General features: G+C 63.5%; 20 protein-coding genes. 9 read left to right on the top strand and 11 right to left on the bottom strand.

The features are described from left to right. Window position 1: 1 nt before the first annotated feature. A complete protein-coding gene (locus G4G27_RS05250) occupies window positions 2-1,495 on the bottom strand; it encodes a replicative DNA helicase (RefSeq protein WP_183112368.1) in 1,494 nt (497 codons plus the stop codon). A 157-nt stretch (window positions 1,496-1,652) separates the two neighbouring features. Here G4G27_RS05250 and G4G27_RS05245 point away from each other — a divergent pair, with 157 nt between their 5' ends. From G4G27_RS05245 to G4G27_RS05235, 3 genes are read left to right on the top strand one after another with little or no spacing between them, the layout of a single operon-like run. After that, window positions 1,653-2,135, top strand: coding sequence for a UPF0262 family protein (locus tag G4G27_RS05245; RefSeq protein WP_183112367.1), 483 nt, complete (start codon window positions 1,653-1,655; stop codon window positions 2,133-2,135). Between the two features lie 2 nt (window positions 2,136-2,137). Continuing rightward, window positions 2,138-2,833: a GH25 family lysozyme gene (locus G4G27_RS05240; protein ID WP_183112366.1), complete on the top strand. Its 696-nt coding sequence runs from the start codon at window positions 2,138-2,140 to the stop codon at window positions 2,831-2,833. After that, entirely contained in the window at window positions 2,833-3,282 is a 450-nt protein-coding gene (locus G4G27_RS05235; protein WP_183113627.1) for a cytidine deaminase, read from the top strand. Before G4G27_RS05240 ends, G4G27_RS05235 begins: the two co-directional genes overlap by 1 nt. A gap of 17 nt (window positions 3,283-3,299) precedes the next feature. On the opposite strand, the gene dmeF is transcribed toward G4G27_RS05235, so the two are convergent. Both dmeF and G4G27_RS05225 read right to left on the bottom strand, forming a co-directional pair. Continuing rightward, window positions 3,300-4,247 (bottom strand): CDF family Co(II)/Ni(II) efflux transporter DmeF, encoded by a 948-nt coding sequence (gene dmeF, locus G4G27_RS05230; protein WP_183112365.1) that lies wholly within the window; start codon window positions 4,245-4,247, stop codon window positions 3,300-3,302. Window positions 4,248-4,257: 10 nt separating this feature from the next. Beyond that, the gene (locus tag G4G27_RS05225; RefSeq protein WP_183112364.1) at window positions 4,258-4,533 is read right to left on the bottom strand and encodes a metal/formaldehyde-sensitive transcriptional repressor; all 276 of its coding nucleotides are present in this window, start codon (window positions 4,531-4,533) and stop codon (window positions 4,258-4,260) included. Window positions 4,534-4,650: 117 nt separating this feature from the next. Between G4G27_RS05225 and dcd the strand changes: the two genes are divergently transcribed. Beyond that, window positions 4,651-5,205: a dCTP deaminase gene (gene dcd, locus G4G27_RS05220; protein WP_183112363.1), complete on the top strand. Its 555-nt coding sequence runs from the start codon at window positions 4,651-4,653 to the stop codon at window positions 5,203-5,205. A gap of 59 nt (window positions 5,206-5,264) precedes the next feature. Here dcd and G4G27_RS05215 read toward each other — a convergent pair whose 3' ends face one another. From G4G27_RS05215 to G4G27_RS05195, 5 genes are all read right to left on the bottom strand, one after another. Then, on the bottom strand, window positions 5,265-5,624 hold the full coding sequence (locus G4G27_RS05215) for a tetratricopeptide repeat protein (protein ID WP_183112362.1): 360 nt from the start codon (window positions 5,622-5,624) through the stop codon (window positions 5,265-5,267). 162 nt (window positions 5,625-5,786) lie between these two features. Continuing rightward, window positions 5,787-6,215, bottom strand: a complete 429-nt coding sequence (locus G4G27_RS05210; RefSeq protein WP_183112361.1) for a biopolymer transporter ExbD — start codon at window positions 6,213-6,215, stop codon at window positions 5,787-5,789. A gap of 29 nt (window positions 6,216-6,244) precedes the next feature. Continuing rightward, window positions 6,245-6,730, bottom strand: a complete 486-nt coding sequence (locus tag G4G27_RS05205) for a biopolymer transporter ExbD (RefSeq protein ID WP_183112360.1) — start codon at window positions 6,728-6,730, stop codon at window positions 6,245-6,247. Window positions 6,731-6,855: 125 nt separating this feature from the next. After that, on the bottom strand, window positions 6,856-7,626 hold the full coding sequence (locus tag G4G27_RS05200) for a MotA/TolQ/ExbB proton channel family protein (protein WP_183112359.1): 771 nt from the start codon (window positions 7,624-7,626) through the stop codon (window positions 6,856-6,858). Window positions 7,627-7,705: 79 nt separating this feature from the next. Next, window positions 7,706-8,371, bottom strand: coding sequence for an energy transducer TonB (locus tag G4G27_RS05195; protein WP_183112358.1), 666 nt, complete (start codon window positions 8,369-8,371; stop codon window positions 7,706-7,708). 219 nt (window positions 8,372-8,590) lie between these two features. Between G4G27_RS05195 and G4G27_RS05190 the strand changes: the two genes are divergently transcribed. Further along, complete coding sequence (locus tag G4G27_RS05190) at window positions 8,591-9,445, top strand: hypothetical protein (RefSeq protein ID WP_244624563.1); 855 nt, start codon at window positions 8,591-8,593, stop codon at window positions 9,443-9,445. On the opposite strand, the gene G4G27_RS05185 is transcribed toward G4G27_RS05190, so the two are convergent. Both G4G27_RS05185 and G4G27_RS05180 read right to left on the bottom strand, forming a co-directional pair. Then, on the bottom strand, window positions 9,442-9,816 hold the full coding sequence (locus tag G4G27_RS05185; protein ID WP_183112357.1) for a Rossmann fold domain-containing protein: 375 nt from the start codon (window positions 9,814-9,816) through the stop codon (window positions 9,442-9,444). The two genes, G4G27_RS05190 and G4G27_RS05185, sit on opposite strands and share 4 nt — an antisense overlap. Next, on the bottom strand, window positions 9,813-10,184 hold the full coding sequence (locus G4G27_RS05180; RefSeq protein ID WP_244624562.1) for a dihydroneopterin aldolase: 372 nt from the start codon (window positions 10,182-10,184) through the stop codon (window positions 9,813-9,815). The genes G4G27_RS05185 and G4G27_RS05180 overlap by 4 nt, the downstream gene beginning before the upstream one ends. A gap of 168 nt (window positions 10,185-10,352) precedes the next feature. Between G4G27_RS05180 and G4G27_RS05175 the strand changes: the two genes are divergently transcribed. Genes G4G27_RS05175 through G4G27_RS05160 form a run of 4 tightly spaced genes read left to right on the top strand, consistent with a single transcriptional unit; the run spans window position 10,353 to window position 13,280 of the window. Continuing rightward, on the top strand, window positions 10,353-10,862 hold the full coding sequence (locus tag G4G27_RS05175) for an N-acetyltransferase (RefSeq protein WP_183112355.1): 510 nt from the start codon (window positions 10,353-10,355) through the stop codon (window positions 10,860-10,862). Between the two features lie 56 nt (window positions 10,863-10,918). Beyond that, entirely contained in the window at window positions 10,919-11,485 is a 567-nt protein-coding gene (locus G4G27_RS05170; RefSeq protein WP_183112354.1) for a DUF1285 domain-containing protein, read from the top strand. Then, window positions 11,482-12,084, top strand: coding sequence for a CoA pyrophosphatase (locus G4G27_RS05165; protein WP_183112353.1), 603 nt, complete (start codon window positions 11,482-11,484; stop codon window positions 12,082-12,084). The genes G4G27_RS05170 and G4G27_RS05165 overlap by 4 nt, the downstream gene beginning before the upstream one ends. After that, a complete protein-coding gene (locus G4G27_RS05160; protein ID WP_183112352.1) occupies window positions 12,072-13,280 on the top strand; it encodes a CCA tRNA nucleotidyltransferase in 1,209 nt (402 codons plus the stop codon). The genes G4G27_RS05165 and G4G27_RS05160 overlap by 13 nt, the downstream gene beginning before the upstream one ends. On the opposite strand, the gene G4G27_RS05155 is transcribed toward G4G27_RS05160, so the two are convergent. Next, complete coding sequence (locus G4G27_RS05155; RefSeq protein ID WP_244624678.1) at window positions 13,256-14,884, bottom strand: bifunctional diguanylate cyclase/phosphodiesterase; 1,629 nt, start codon at window positions 14,882-14,884, stop codon at window positions 13,256-13,258. The two genes, G4G27_RS05160 and G4G27_RS05155, sit on opposite strands and share 25 nt — an antisense overlap. Window positions 14,885-14,971: the final 87 nt, after the last annotated feature.

Here is a 14,971-nt window from a genome sequence, read left to right as displayed (position 1 = left end):
GCTAATATCCCTCACCCACGAAATCCGAGAACCTGGTCACGCTCGGCTCGAATTTCATCACCACCTTGCCGGTCGCGCCGTGGCGCTGTTTGGCGATGATCAATTCGGCCAGGCCATAGACCCGCTCCATGTCGGTCGCCCATTGCGCATGGTCTTCGAAGATCTTGGCATTGTCGCCATCGACCGGGCGTTTCGGCTCCTTCGCGGCGACGTAATAATCCTCGCGGTACACGAACATGACGATGTCGGCGTCCTGCTCGATCGATCCCGATTCGCGCAGATCCGATAGCTGCGGGCGTTTGTCCTCGCGCTGCTCGACCTGCCGGCTGAGCTGCGAGAGCGCCAGCACCGGCACGTTCATGTCCTTGGCGAGTGTCTTCAACCCGCGGCTGATTTCGGAAATTTCCTGCACGCGGCCATCGCTCGACGCGCGCGCCGAACCGGTCAGCAGCTGGAGGTAATCGACCACGACCAAGCCGATCTCATTGTTATGGCGCCGCTGCAGACGCCGCATCCGTGTGTGCAGCGAACCGATCGTCAGACCGGCGGTATCGTCGATGAACAGCGGCAGATTCTCCAGGTCGGCGGCGGCGGCGGCGAGCTGGTTGAACTCGACGCGGCTGATCTTGCCCATGCGCAACGCTTCGGAACTGATCCGCGATTGTTCGGCCAGGATACGCGTCGCCAGCTGATCGGCCGACATTTCCAGGCTGAAGAAGGCGACCTTCGCCCCGACCGACGCGGAATGCTCCATCCCGTCGGCGCGGTCGCGCATGTAGCGCTGTGCAGCATTGAAGGCGAAATTGGTGGCAAGCGCGGTCTTGCCCATGCCGGGACGGCCGGCGAGGATCATCAGATCCGAATGGTGCATGCCGCCGATCTTGGCGTTGACCGAATCGAGGCCGGTGGTGATGCCCGACAGATTGCCGCCCGAATTAAGCGCGCGCTGCGCCATCTTGACCGCCGCAGTGGTCGCCTGGGCGAAGGTCTTGATCTGGCTTTCGGTGCCGCCGTCCGCCGCGACCTTGAACAATTCCTCCTCGGCCAGTTCGATTTGCCCGCGCGGATTGACTTCTTCCGACGTGTCGAGCGCGCGATCGACCAGGCCGCGTCCGACCGTGACCAGCGTGCGCAGCATGGCGAGGTCGTAGATCTGCTGCGCGAACTGGCGCGCGCCGATCAGGCCGGCGCCGCTGCCGGTCAGCTGCGCGAGATAGGCCGGGCCGCCCAGCTGCTTCATGCCCTCGTCCGCTTCGAACATCGGCCGCAGCGTCACTGGCGTGGCGAGCATGTCGTTGATGCGCGCGGTCTTGATCGCGGCGAAGATGCGGCCATGCAGCGGTTCGAAGAAATGGTCGGGTTCAAGCTTGTCGATCAGATCGTCGGCCAGCCGGTTGTCGATCATCATCGCACCAAGCATCGCCGCCTCGGCCTCGATATTCTGCGGCAGCGCGGTCGATTCGGTTGTCGTGGGTAGTGGAAGGATGGTGGCCATATCGGACCTCATAGACGCCCTGCCCCTTCTCTCAAGCGACTTGCGCCAAAGCAACTGTGGATAACGGTGATAGCGGTGGCCCATTCCAAGCCGGCGTCCCCGCCTGGGTCAACGCCACGCATTGTCCCACGCCGTCATCCCCGATAGGGCGATGGCAATGTCCGATCCGCGCATCATCGCCGTCAACCTCGACGAACGTACCATATTATGGCGGTCGGCGGATATCGAGCAGGAACGCCGCATCGCAATCTTCGACCTGATCGAGGGCAATCATTTTGCGCCACAGCGCGATTATCACAATGGCTATGCCGGCCCGTACAAAATCGAGCTGGCGGTCGAGGAAGGCCGGCTGGCGATCGCGATCAATGCCGAGGACGACACGCATCTCGAAACCTATATCCTTGCGCTCGGTCGCTTTCGCCGGCCGATCAAGGATTATTTCGCGATCTGCGACAGCTATTATCAGGCAATCCGCAATGCGACGCCGACCCAGATCGAGACCGTGGATATGGCGCGGCGCGGTATCCACAATGAAGCGGCCGAGCTGCTGAAGGAAAGGCTGGAGGGCAAGATCGAGATCGATTTCGACACCGCCCGCCGGCTCTTCACGCTGATCTGCGTCCTGCACATCAAGGGCTGACGATGGTGAGCTTGCGCCTTTTGGGTCGACGCATCGGCCGCACCGGTGCGATCGTCATCGCCATCGCGTTGACCGGTGTCGTCGTCTGGACGCTCGCATTGAGCTGGCGGCCGTCCGACACCGATTATGTTTTTCAGGGCGTCGATGTCAGTGCGGCGCAGGGCAAGATTCAATGGCCGACCGTGATGGCGAGCGGCGCGGACTTCGCATATCTGCGCGCGACCATGGGCGCGACCGGCCGTGACGACCGCTTCGCGGCGAACTGGGGCGACACCCATGCCAGCGGCATCAGGCGTGGTGCGATCCATGTCTGGTCCTTCTGTCAACTGGCCGCGGACCAGGCGAACAATTTCAATACCACCGTGCCCTATGCCGATGATGCACTGCCCGCCGCGATCTATCTGGAATTCGCGGAGGACTGCGCGGCGCGGCCGGCGCGAGACGTCGTGGTCAGCGAAGTGAAGCGCTTCATCACGATGGTCGAATCGCACACCCGCAAACCGGTGTTGCTCAAGATCGCACAACCGGTCGAGGCGGCGTATCAACTGTCCGCGTCGGTGCCGCGACCGATCTGGAGCATGCAGAATTTCTTTCCGCCCGACTATGCCGCCCGCCCGTGGCGCATGTGGCAGGCAAGCGACATGCGGCGCATCGATGGCGTCGAGGGACCGGTACATTGGAACGTGGTGGCGCCATGATGTTGAACGACGACACTCGCGACAAGCTGATCGCGGCGGCACGCGACGCGGCGCGCAACGCCCATGCCCCCTATTCGCGCTTCGGTGTCGGCGCGGCGGTCCTGCTGACCGATGGCAATGTGGTGACCGGCGCGAATTTCGAAAATGCGAGCTACGGCCTGTCGCTCTGCGCCGAGACGGTCGCTTTGGCCACGGTCAGCAGCATGGGCCGGCTGGCAGATGTGGTGGCGATCGGCGTGATCGGCGGTGCGATGGACGTCACTGGCATTGCGCGCGGCCTGACGCCGGTGCGACCCTGTGGGCGATGCCGCCAGGTGATCAACGAAGCAGCCCAAATCGGCGATCGCGACGTTGTCGTGTGGTGTGGCGGCGCCGAGGGCGACGCGGTCGAACACTACCTCCTGTCCGAGCTGCTACCCCATGCATTCGGGCCACGCGACCTGCAATAAATCCGGTCGCACGCGCTTTACGCGCATTCGATCGTGAGGTGCCGGATCCCGCCGACGATCGCAGCACGCTCACGGATCGTCGCAACCGGGACAGTGCCGGCGGACGAGACGGTTACGATCGCGGCATGCGCCGCCGCACCGAGCGGCCAGACATGCAGATCGAGGATCGACACATCACCCGGCGCCTCGATCGCGGCACGAAGCTGAGCGGCGAGGCGCGCGTCGGTGCGGTCGAGCAGGATGCCTGCCGTATCGTGGAGCAAACCCCAGGACCAACGCGCGATGACCAGCGCACCGACCACGCCCATCGCCGGATCGAGCCATACCCAGCCGAGATAACGCCCCGCCAGCAATGCGATGATCGCAAAGATCGAGGTCAGCGCATCGGCCAGCACATGCACATAGGCCGACCGCATATTATTGTCATGGCCATGCGCATGATGATGATCATGGTGGTCATGCTCGCCGGCATCATGGGCCGCGTTCGCCGCCCCATGCGAATGGCCATGCCCGCCGGAAAGCAGCACGGCGCTGACGATATTGACCAGCAGACCAAGCACCGCGACCAGCGTGGCATCGCCGAAATCCACCCGCGTCGGATGCGCCAGGCGCACGACCGATTCGACTCCGATGCCGATCGCGACCAGTCCGAGCAGCAATGCCGAAGTGAAGCCGGCCAGATCGCCGACCTTGCCCGTGCCGAAGCTGTAACGCCCGCTCGCCGCATGGCGCTTGGCATAGGCATAGGCCGCTGCGGCGACGCCCAGTGCCCCTGCATGCGTCGCCATATGAAAACCGTCGGCAAGCAGTGCCATCGACCCGGTGAGATAACCCGCAACGATTTCCCCGACCATCGTTACCGCGGTGAGCAGAACGACCCACATGGTGCGGCGCGCATTGCTGTCATGGCTGGCGGCAAGTGGAATCGGCGCATGACAAACCGTCACCGGTTTTGCATCGGCCATCGTCCCGGCCTTATTTCGCATAACGTCGGATAGCCGCGAGAAGCTCGTCGGCGCCCTGGCTGCGTGCCGCGTCGGAGAGATCCGGGCTCGCGACATGTTCGCGCAGATAGGCGTCGATGATTTCCTCCATCAAACCGTTGATCGCCCCGCGCGTTGCCGCGACGAGATGCAGGATACTGGCACAGCTCGCCGAACTGGCAAGCGCGCGATCGATTGCCTCGACCTGGCCAGCGATTCGTTTGACGCGGTTGGTCAGCGCCTCATTATCTTTGGTGAGATGAGCCATAGGATACCCCCCTACCCTAATACAATGACGTGTTCAAGAGAGTCGCCGGCCGGTCGTTTCGCCCCTTGCTCAGCATCGGCATTCCCGCGAAAGCGTGTTGATTAGGAGAGCAAGAGCATGTCGATTCTGTCTGACCGCTGGATCCGCGAACAGGCCGTTACAAACGGAATGATCGAACCGTTCGTCGACGGACAGAAACGCGACGGATGCATCTCCTATGGCCTGTCATCCTATGGCTATGACGCCAGGGTGTCGGACGAGTTCAAGATCTTCACCAACATCGACAGTGTGATCGTCGATCCGAAGGATTTCGCGGCGAACAGCTTTGTCGATCGCAAGACCGATGTCTGCATCATCCCGCCCAACAGCTTTGCGCTGGCGCGGACGGTGGAATATTTTCGCGTACCGCGCGACATACTCGTAATCTGCCTGGGCAAGTCGACCTATGCGCGGTGCGGGATCATCGTGAACGTGACGCCACTCGAACCCGGCTGGGAAGGACATGTCACGTTGGAGTTTTCCAACACCACGCCCCTGCCCGCCAAGATCTATGCCAATGAAGGCGCGTGCCAGTTCCTGTTTCTGCAGGGCAATGAGCCATGCGAGACGAGCTATGCCGATCGTGCGGGCAAATATATGGGCCAGCGCGGGGTCACGCTGCCCAAACTATAGCGGTCCAAATACAGCTATGGCGCACTCCACGGTCGCGCTGACGAGACCGTGGCGGGCAATCAGCGAACGCTGAGCTGTGTGCGCTCCAGGCGCTGCAACGCGATCGTCGCCAGTTGATGCGCCGAGAATGTCCGGTCAGTCACCAGATTGACGTCCTCGTCCGGACGCCGCAGCACATCACGGTACAATGCGCGCGCCTCACTCACGCGCCCGGCATGGTGATAGACCGCAGCCAGGTTGAGCGTCAGATCCGCATGGTCGGGAAACAGGCGACGCTGATCAACCAGCGTGCGCTCCGCGCTGACATAGTCACCACGGATGATTTCGGCCGACCCGTTACGGTCATCGCCGGCGGCCTGAGCGAGCGCGGGGACGGCTAACGCCGTCGCGGCGATCATCATCTGGAAAGCGATGCGCATCCTCTGTCTCCTCGCGACCTTCCATTCTCGGAAGGTTTCACTTTTGTGACACTGTTGTGTCACTTTAGTGAAACAAATGCAAGAAAAGACCGGGCGAATGCGCCGAAACGAAAAAGGGCGACCCGAGGGCCGCCCTTTTCCGCGTAACGATGTGATCAGAGATCAGAAATCGTTGCGATATTGTTCGTTGCCGATGAAGCCGAGCTTGGCCACGCCGGAGCGCTTGATCACCGCCAGAACCTCGTCGACCTTGGCATAACGTGCCTGCGGATCGGGCTGGAAGTGGAGCTCAGGCTCCGGATTGATCGTGCGGGTCTGTTCCAGATATTGCTGGAGCGTAACCGTATCGACCGGGGCGCCATTCCAGGTAACCACGCCAGCCGGATCGATATTGACCTTGTTCTTTTCAGGGTCGATCGGCTGATTCACAGCGTTGGGATCGTTGACGGGAAGGTCGACCTTCACCGCGTGGGTCTGGATCGGGATCGTGATGATGAACATGATGAGGAGCACGAGCATGACGTCGATCAACGGCGTCGTGTTCATTTCCATCATCGGTTCACCGTCGTCGGAACCGCCGCTCATTGACATACTATATTACTCCTGAGTCTCGCGGGCCGTTACAGGCGCTGGACATTGCCGCCGGGAGGCGGTTCTGAAATGAAGCCTACCTTCGCGAAGCCGGCCATCTGCATGGTATAGATGGCGCCGCCGATGCACTGGTACGGCACGTTGATATCGCCGCGAATATGCGCCTCGGGAAGCTCGAGGTCCGGATTACCGACGCCACCCTGGCGTTCGATTTCCGCCTTCAGCTTCGTCACCGCCTTATCGAGCAATTCCTGATGCGTTACCCGCGAGAGGTTCCAATACACCGCGCACCGGCCATCCTTGTCGGTGGTGATCGACAGAGACACGTTTTCCGGCTTGGTCGTCGTCGGATCATATTTCACAGACGGCAGCTTGAGCTTGATCGCCTGGATCGCGACAGGAATCGCGATCAGGAAGATGATCAGCAGCACGAGCATCACGTCCACCAACGGAGTGGTGTTGATGTCCGACATCGGCTTTTCGACGGCGCCATCGCCGCCAACACTCATTGCCATTGAGGGCTATCCCTATCCATTCAGTCGCGCCGCCGGATATTTCCGGCAGGGCTTGCATTCAACAGACACCAGCGGGGCACCTGCAAAGGTCCGGGGCCGCACGAGGCGGCCCCGATCCATCATTATCAGCGCGCAGGAGCCGCCGTCGTCGCAGCGGCCGGCTTGGCTGCCGGTGCGGCCTTGCGAGCCAACGATGCCGGGCGAACCGCGCCATTCGAGGCGAGGAAGCCAAGCACGTCGTTCGAGAAGGAGCTAAGGTCTTCCGCGATCGACTTGTTACGGCGCTGCAGCCAGTTGTATGCGAGCACGGCAGGGACGGCCACGGCCAGACCAAGCGCGGTCATGATCAGTGCCTCACCGACCGGGCCGGCGACGGCGTCGATCGAAGCCTGACCAGCGGCACCAATCTTGATCAGTGCGCGGTAGATGCCGATAACCGTACCGAACAGACCGATGAACGGTGCGGTTGCGCCGACCGTCGCGAGGAAAGCGAGACCGCCACCCAGCTTCGAGTTGATCGATGCTTCCGAGCGCGCCAGCGAACCGTGCAGCCAGTCATGCGCCTCGACCGGATCGGTCAGCTGACCGTGCTGGTCCTGCGCTTCGAGACCGTCGTCGACGATCTGGCGATAGGCCGAGTTCTTCTCGAGCTTGGCGGCGCCTTCGCGCAGCGAGTGCGAGTTCCAGAAGTTCGCCCGGACGCGCTTCGCCTGGTTCATGATCTTCTGCTGTTCGAACAGCTTGGTGAAGAGGATGTAGAACGAGACGATCGACATGAACGCCAGGATTCCGAACACGGTCCAGGCGATCACGCCGCCCTGCTGGAGCGCTTCCCAGAAGCCGTACGGGTTGTTTCCGGCGGGCGCCGCGCCTGCGGCAAAAATGGTGGTCAACATTGCGGTACTTCCCTCTCAAACAGTCTAAATACTGAAAACTGGATCGACGCCCCCGGATCACCGGAGGCGTCGGTATAATCTAGCGGTCCTCGATCTGCCACTTCACGGCGCGGATCGACGTCGTGGCTTCGATCGGAGTCCCATTCGCATCCTTGGCCGGGTTGAACCGGCCATTGCGCGTGGCGAGACGACAGGTGGCGTCATCAAGATCCGAATTGCCGCTCGACGACGTCACGCGGCAAGACGACACTCGACCACGCGTATCCACCGTAACGGACACGCTGACGCGACCTTCGGCTTCAGCGCGACGAGCAGCCGGCGGATAAGAATCCTGCGGAAACCAATCGCCCTGATTACCGCGTGGCGAGACCGGCACAGCAACACGAGGCGGTGCTGGTGGCGCCGGTGGCGCAGGCGGCGCCGCGATCGGCACCATCGGCGCTGCCGGTGGCGGTGTAGTCACGGTCTGCATCACAACAGGAGGACGCGGCACATTGACGATCGGCGGCGGCGATACGACCGGCGGCGGCGTCAGGGGCGTGTCAGGCGGCGGGGGCGGCGGTTCGTCCGGCGGCGGGGGCGGTGGCTCCTCGACGTCGAACGTATTGAGCTTTTCAGCCGCCTTCTTCACGTACTGGTACGCGAGTCCGGTGACGAAAGCATAACCGATTACGGCATGGATGAGCGCGACGATAACGATCGCGACCACCTTGCTACCGCTCATTCTTTGGTCAACGTAGGCCATTCAGAAACGACACTCCTCTATCCCGGTCAGTCCGGCTTGGACGATCGTTAACCGATCGCCGATCCGCCTGCCAAGGGCTAGTGTATCCTCAAACAGAGCCGAACCTCTATCGTGAGGTAAACTACGACGCAAACGCTTTGTCGGACGCAACAATCGTACAATCGGAACACGACAGAATTATTTCTGTATAAGGCGGCCTTGATCGCGTAACGCCACAGCATGGTTCGTGTTCCCGGAATTCTCTGCGGAGCGGCCCTTGCCGCCGCCGCAATCTCCCACCCCGCCATGGCGCAGCGCAAGCCCGTCGCAGCCCCCCTGCCGGCGCCTCCACCGCCTTATGCGGCCTATGCCGACCTCGTTCTGGCGGCACCCGCGGTCGTCGATGCGGTGATCCGCGGCACGACGCGAATCAAGGGACCGGAAGCCACAACTGTACCCCAGGGTTTTGCGCGCCTTTATGTCGAAGCCGATGTGCTGGCGCTGATTCGCAGCCCTGCCCCGCTGCCGCCCCGTATTGGGTATGTGCTCGACGTTCCGATCGATTCGCGAGGGAAATTACCCGCCTTGCGCAAGTTCCGGGTGCTGTTGTTCGCTCGCCCCGTGCCGGGTGCGACCGGCCAGGTCCAGCTTGTGCGGCCCGATGGGCAGCGCGCATGGACGCCGGCCGCCGACGAGCTGACCCGGCGAATCACCACCGAGACGATTGCCCCCGACGCGCCGCCGACGATCACCGGGATCGGCAATGCCTTCCACACCGCCGGCAACCTGCCCGGCGAAGGCGAGACCCAGATATTCCTGACCACCGCCGACAGTCGGCCGGTGTCGCTGAGCATCTCGCGCCGACCCGGTGAAGCGCCGCGCTGGTCGGTATCGTTGAGCGACGTGGTCGAACAGGCCGCCCCGCCGCCGGCGCGCGACACATTGCTCTGGTATCGGCTGGCCTGCGCATTGCCACCGGCGTTGCCGAACACCGGCCTCGCATCGCTCGAGGCGAGCGATGCGGCGATCGTGCGGGAGGATTATCGCGTCGTCATCGAATCGCTCGGCGCTTGCGACCGGGGGCCGGTCCGCTAGGAGACGGCCTCGATTCGCAGGGTCTGACCGGTGGTCGATCCCGCCTCGATCAGGAACCGGGCCGCTGCAGCGATCTCTGCGGCAGCGGCGCCATCGGCGATATCGAGCACACCGATTCGCCGCGCCGGTGCCAATTCGATCGCCAAAGGACCCATCGCCGCCAGCAACATGGCGCGATCGATCGCCGTCAGGTCCGGCCCGGCGAGGACAAGAGTCATTTCCGGGGTCATTTCCGGCCGGGCGCCCCGGAGCTGATCGATCATGTCCCCGATCGGGACGGTCGCCGGCAGGATTCGCACCGAATCGGATATACCGCCAAGCAGAGTGACGACAGCGGAGAGCAGATCGCCGGTTGCCGGCCCGGCGGTCATCGTCGGTGGCGGGTCAGCGTGATGCCGATCGATTCGCCGGCTTCGGCGATCGCCAGCTTGACGATCTTCACGACGACTTTCGTCACGCGTTTGTCCTGCAGGAACAGGGTGTCGACGATATGATCGGCGACTCCCTCGATCAGGGTGAAGTGCACCCCTTCCGGCAGCGCGGTGGTCGCGGCGTGTTTGATATCCATATAGTTTTTCGATGCGCGCAGCGGCGAATTGGCGACGAATCGGTCCGGGCAATCGATATCCACGGTGATCGAGATGCGCAGCGGCTGCGGCAGGTGCGTCTCCTCGGAATAGATTCCCGTCAGCACCTGAACGTCGAGATCATGTACTTCGAGGCTGAGACGGTCGTCCAAGCGCGGCCCTTTCACTGACTGAGCGCGCGCCATAGCAGATGGCGCGGGCCGCGAAAGCCGCCTGCGGCTCGACCAATGTCATTCCGCTTGCGTTCAGCCACGCCACAGCTAAAGCGCGCGGCCCCTATATATTGCCCGGGGGAATGACCGCGAAGGGGAGCCTGGACCGTGATCGAGATCGTGCCGATTGCCGATGTGAACGAGGATGCGGTGGAGCAATTGCTCGATCGCGCGTTCGGCACCGACCGGCACGGCCGAACCGCCTATCGCATCCGCGACGGCGTGCCCGCCCTGCCCGCGCTGAGTTTCGCGGCAATCGAGCATGGCGCGCTGATCGGCACGATCCAATGCTGGCCGATCGCCTTTACCAGCGCGGAGGGCGCCGTCGTGCCACTGGTCATGGTCGGGCCGGTTGCGGTCGAGCCGGTGCGGCAGCGTGACGGCATTGGCCGGATGCTGATGCACCACGCGCTCGACACCGCCGAAGCGCACGGCGATTCGGAACGCCTGATGCTGATCGGCGATCCGGAATATTATGGCCGGTTTTTCGGATTTTCAGCCGAGCGGACTGGCGGCTGGCGGGTCCCTGGCCCGGTCGAACGCGAACGTCTGCTCGCGCGTGGGGCCAATGTGCCGATCGGCGCGGGGTCGCTGGGTCCGCTGCTCGTCGATGCCTGATGCTTCACTGAACTGCGGCGCTTTACCGGCGCGCGGGGCTGGCCTACCGCAGCCTGATGCCGATGCCCCCCGTCCCGGATCTCGCTTCGCTGTCGCTGACCGACATCGCGCGGCTCGCCGAAGAGAATAAGCTGCCCCCGGTCGAGCGCTGGAATCCGACGCATTGTGGCGACAGCGAGATGCGCATCGCGCGCGATGGCACATGGTTCCATCAGGGATCGCCGATCGGACGACAGGCGATGGTGCGGCTGTTCTCGACCATATTGCGGCGCGAGCCGGATGGCGCATATGTACTCGTCACGCCGGTCGAGAAACTCGACATTATAGTCGAGGACGCGCCGTTCGTCGCGGTCGAGATGAAAGCAGAGGGCGAAGGGCGCAATGCCCGCCTCGCCTTTCGACTCAATACCGGTGACCTGGTGACGGCAGGACATGATCATCCGCTGCGTTTCGAAGACCGCGAGGACGGCCCGCGCCCCTATCTGCACGTGCGCGGCGGTCTCGAAGCGCTGGTCGCGCGGCCAGTCTATTACGAACTGGCATCGATCGCGCTGGCCGGTGAGGATGTGCCGCCAGGCATCTGGAGTGATGGCAGTTTCTTCGCGCTGGAGCCGGTAGCATGATGCTTGCCGAACGGCTGCGCCTTGCGCTGGAAACCGGACACACGCTCGACACCGTGTTGCTGACCGGAGATCATCGCGATCCCGAACTCGACGCCAGCCCGGCGATGGCGCGGGCGGCGGTGCTCGTCGCGGTGACCGACCGGGACGATCCGGGCGTCATCCTGACTCAACGGCCTGACACGATGCGTCGCCATGCCGGACAGATCGCCTTTCCCGGTGGACGAATCGATTCGGGCGATACCGACGCGATCGCCGCCGCGCTGCGCGAGGCGGAAGAGGAAATCGCCCTGCGGCGCGACCAGGTCACCGTAATCGGCACCGCCGACCGCTATCGCACCGTCACCGGTTTCGATGTCACGCCGGTGATCGGCGTGGTGCCGCCCGACCTGTCGTTCATTCCCAACAAAGCAGAGGTGGCGGACGTATTCGAGGTGCCGCTCGGCTTCCTGCTCGAAAGCGCCAACCATATCGAGGCGACGACCGAATGGCAGGGGCGCAACCGGCATTATTACGAGATCAACTGGGAAGGCCGCCGCATCTGGGGTGCGACCGCCGCGATGATCGTCAATCTGTCGCGCAGGCTGCGATGGACCGGATGACTCTGCCACCCGCTGCATGGCGCGAGCGCGAGGGGCTGGCGAGACTATGCGACGTGCTCGGCGCGGCCGAGGGTCATGTCCGATTCGTCGGCGGCGCGGTGCGCGATACTTTGCTCGGCATCGACGTCGCGGATATCGACCTCGCCACGCCACTGGCGCCCGAAGACGTACTCGATCGCTTGCGCGCGGCGGGCATCCGCGCGGTGCCGACCGGGCTGGCGCACGGCACGATCACCGCGATCCTGCCGGGCGGCTCGCCAGTCGAGGTGACCACGTTGCGCCGCGACGTTTCGACCGACGGGCGGCATGCGACGGTCGCCTTTACCGACGATTGGCGCGAGGATGCGGCGCGGCGCGATTTCACGATCAACGCGCTCTACGCCGACCCATTGACCGGCGAAATCGTCGATTATTTCGGCGGACGCGAGGACTTGGCGGCACAACGCGTGCGCTTCATCGGCGATCCGTTGCAGCGCATCGCCGAGGATCATTTACGCATCCTGCGTTTCTTCCGGTTCCATGCCCGTTTTGGTGACGAGATCGACCATGCGGGTCTGGAGGCATGCGCCACGCGCGCCAACGACCTGATGGCATTGTCGCGCGAACGGATCGCGTCGGAACTGCTCAAGCTGCTAGTTGCCCAGCATGCGGTGCCGGTCGTGGAACTGATTGTCGAGCGCGGCATTTTCCTGCCCGTCCTGCCCGAGATCGGTGCGCAGGGCGTCGAGCGTTTGGCGGTTCTTGCCGAACGCGAAGCGGCAGCCGGCGTTACCGGCGATGCGATTCGCCGACTGAGCGCGCTGCTGCCGCGCGATCCGGCGGCGGCGGAGGATGTCGGCGCCCGGCTCAAACTGTCCAAGATCGACCGCCGGCGCCTGATCAGCGCGGCGCAATCCGCAGGCGACGAACCGGCCGAGGTGATCGCCTATCGATTGGGGCAAGCGCTCGCGATCGACCGGTTGCTGCTGTCCGAACGCCCCGTCACCGAGACCGCGTCACTGACCGACTGGACCAGCCCGATACTGCGGCTGACCGGTGGTGCGCTGGTCGAGCGCGGGGTTAGGAAAGGCCCGGATGTCGCGCGATTGCTGCGCAGTGTCGAAGAGCAATGGATCGCGGAAGGTTTCCCCGATGCGGCGCGCGTGGCGGCGATCGCCGACGACAGCGTCGCTCAATGGTTGTTGGCGACCAGATAGGTATAGGCCGCATCGGCCTCGAGCGCGCGGGCATAGACATAACCCTGGCCATAGGTGCAGCCGAGCGCGGCAAGCGTTTGCGCCAGTTCGTTGGTCTCGATCCCCTCTGCGGTCGTCTTCATGCCGAGCGCCTGGGCCAGGCTGAGAATCGCGCGCACAATGGCGATCTTGTCACGATCGGCGAGCATGCCGGTGATGAAGCTGCGGTCGATCTTGAGCACGTCGATCGGCAGTTTCTGCAAATAGGCGAGGTTGGAATATCCGGTGCCGAAATCGTCCATCGCGATTGTCGTGCCCAGGCTTTTGAGCGCGTGCATGATCGACGCGATACGGTCGGGATCAGTGACCAGCGCGCTTTCGGTCAGTTCCAGCGTAAAGCGTGATCCGGGCAGGCCGTTAAGCGACAAAGCGCGTTCGACCACCGGCGCGATGGCATCGCGCTGCAACTGGATCGCCGACAGATTGACCGCGAGCTTCACGCCGCAATCGCCGCCCGACCTCGCATCCCAGCCGGCGAGCGTCCGCGCCGCTTCCTCGATCGCCCAGCGGCCGAGCGGCACGATCAGGCCCGATTCTTCGGCGACGGGGATGAAATCATTGGGCGAATGCTCGACGCCGTCTTCGTCGGTCCAGCGTGCGAGCGATTCGAAGGCGACGATCTTGCCCGTTGCGAGATCGCAGATCGGTTGATACGTCAGGCGCATCAGGCCGTTTTCGATCGCGCGGCGCAGCGCGGTTTCCATGCCGAACTGTTCACGCGCCAGGTCGAACGCCTGAGTCTGATAGGCTTCGGCACCACCGCTGACCTTTGACCGTTTGACCGCGAACTGTGCGTGGCGGATCAGTTCCTCGGCATCGTCGACATCGGCCGAACCGAACGCGATGCCGATCGAACAGGAAACGCGGATTTCGAAATCCGACAGACGAAACGGCGTGGCAAGTGCGCCCTGAATGCGTCGGGCGACCTGATCGGCGTCGGCCGGCCCTTCCTCGAGCGTCAGCAGGATGCCAAATTCGTCACCGCCGGTACGCGCGAGCACGTCATGCGCCCTGAGCGCGCCCTTGAGCCGGCGCGCCACGGTGATCAGCAATTCGTCGCCTGCCATCGAACCCAGGCAAGCGTTGACCCGGCTGAAACGGTCGAGATCGAGCACAAGCACGGCATAACGCGCGCGCTGATCCTGGTCCGCCATCAGGGCTTCGAGCCGGTCGGAGAAACCCGCGCGATTCGACAGGCCGGTCAGGCTGTCGGTCATCATCTCACGGCGCAGATTATGTTCGGTGCGCAGTTCCGAAGTGTGATCGACCAGTGTGACGAGGCACCGGCGGTCCTCATTGCGCACGAGGCGCGCCAAGGTCACGCGGTAGTAGCGGCAATCAACCGTGTCGCCGAATTCCCACGCGAAATCCTCGCGCAGGCTATCCCCTTCGATAAATGCCTGCAGGCGGGCGCCGATTTGCGCGATAAACGGCGATTGTTCCGGGTGCGTGCCGAGGCCGGCGAGGCGGAACGGGTGATTGACGGTCAGCAGCAGGAACTTGCCGTCGCGATGCGCGACGAGCGCCGCCGGGATCGGCAACAGGTCTATCGCCGCTGCTGCCATGTCCAGCGCGGGGGTGACAGTGATCGGCGCCGCCGGGACGTCCGGCTGCTTCAATTTGAAAAGGTTTAGAGGCTTTGTCAGCGCCAT

The sequence above is a fragment of the Sphingomonas sp. So64.6b genome (assembly GCF_014171475.1).
In the GTDB taxonomy this organism is placed as follows: domain Bacteria; phylum Pseudomonadota; class Alphaproteobacteria; order Sphingomonadales; family Sphingomonadaceae; genus Sphingomonas; species Sphingomonas alpina_A.
This window is presented reverse-complemented; position numbering and strand designations above follow the sequence as displayed.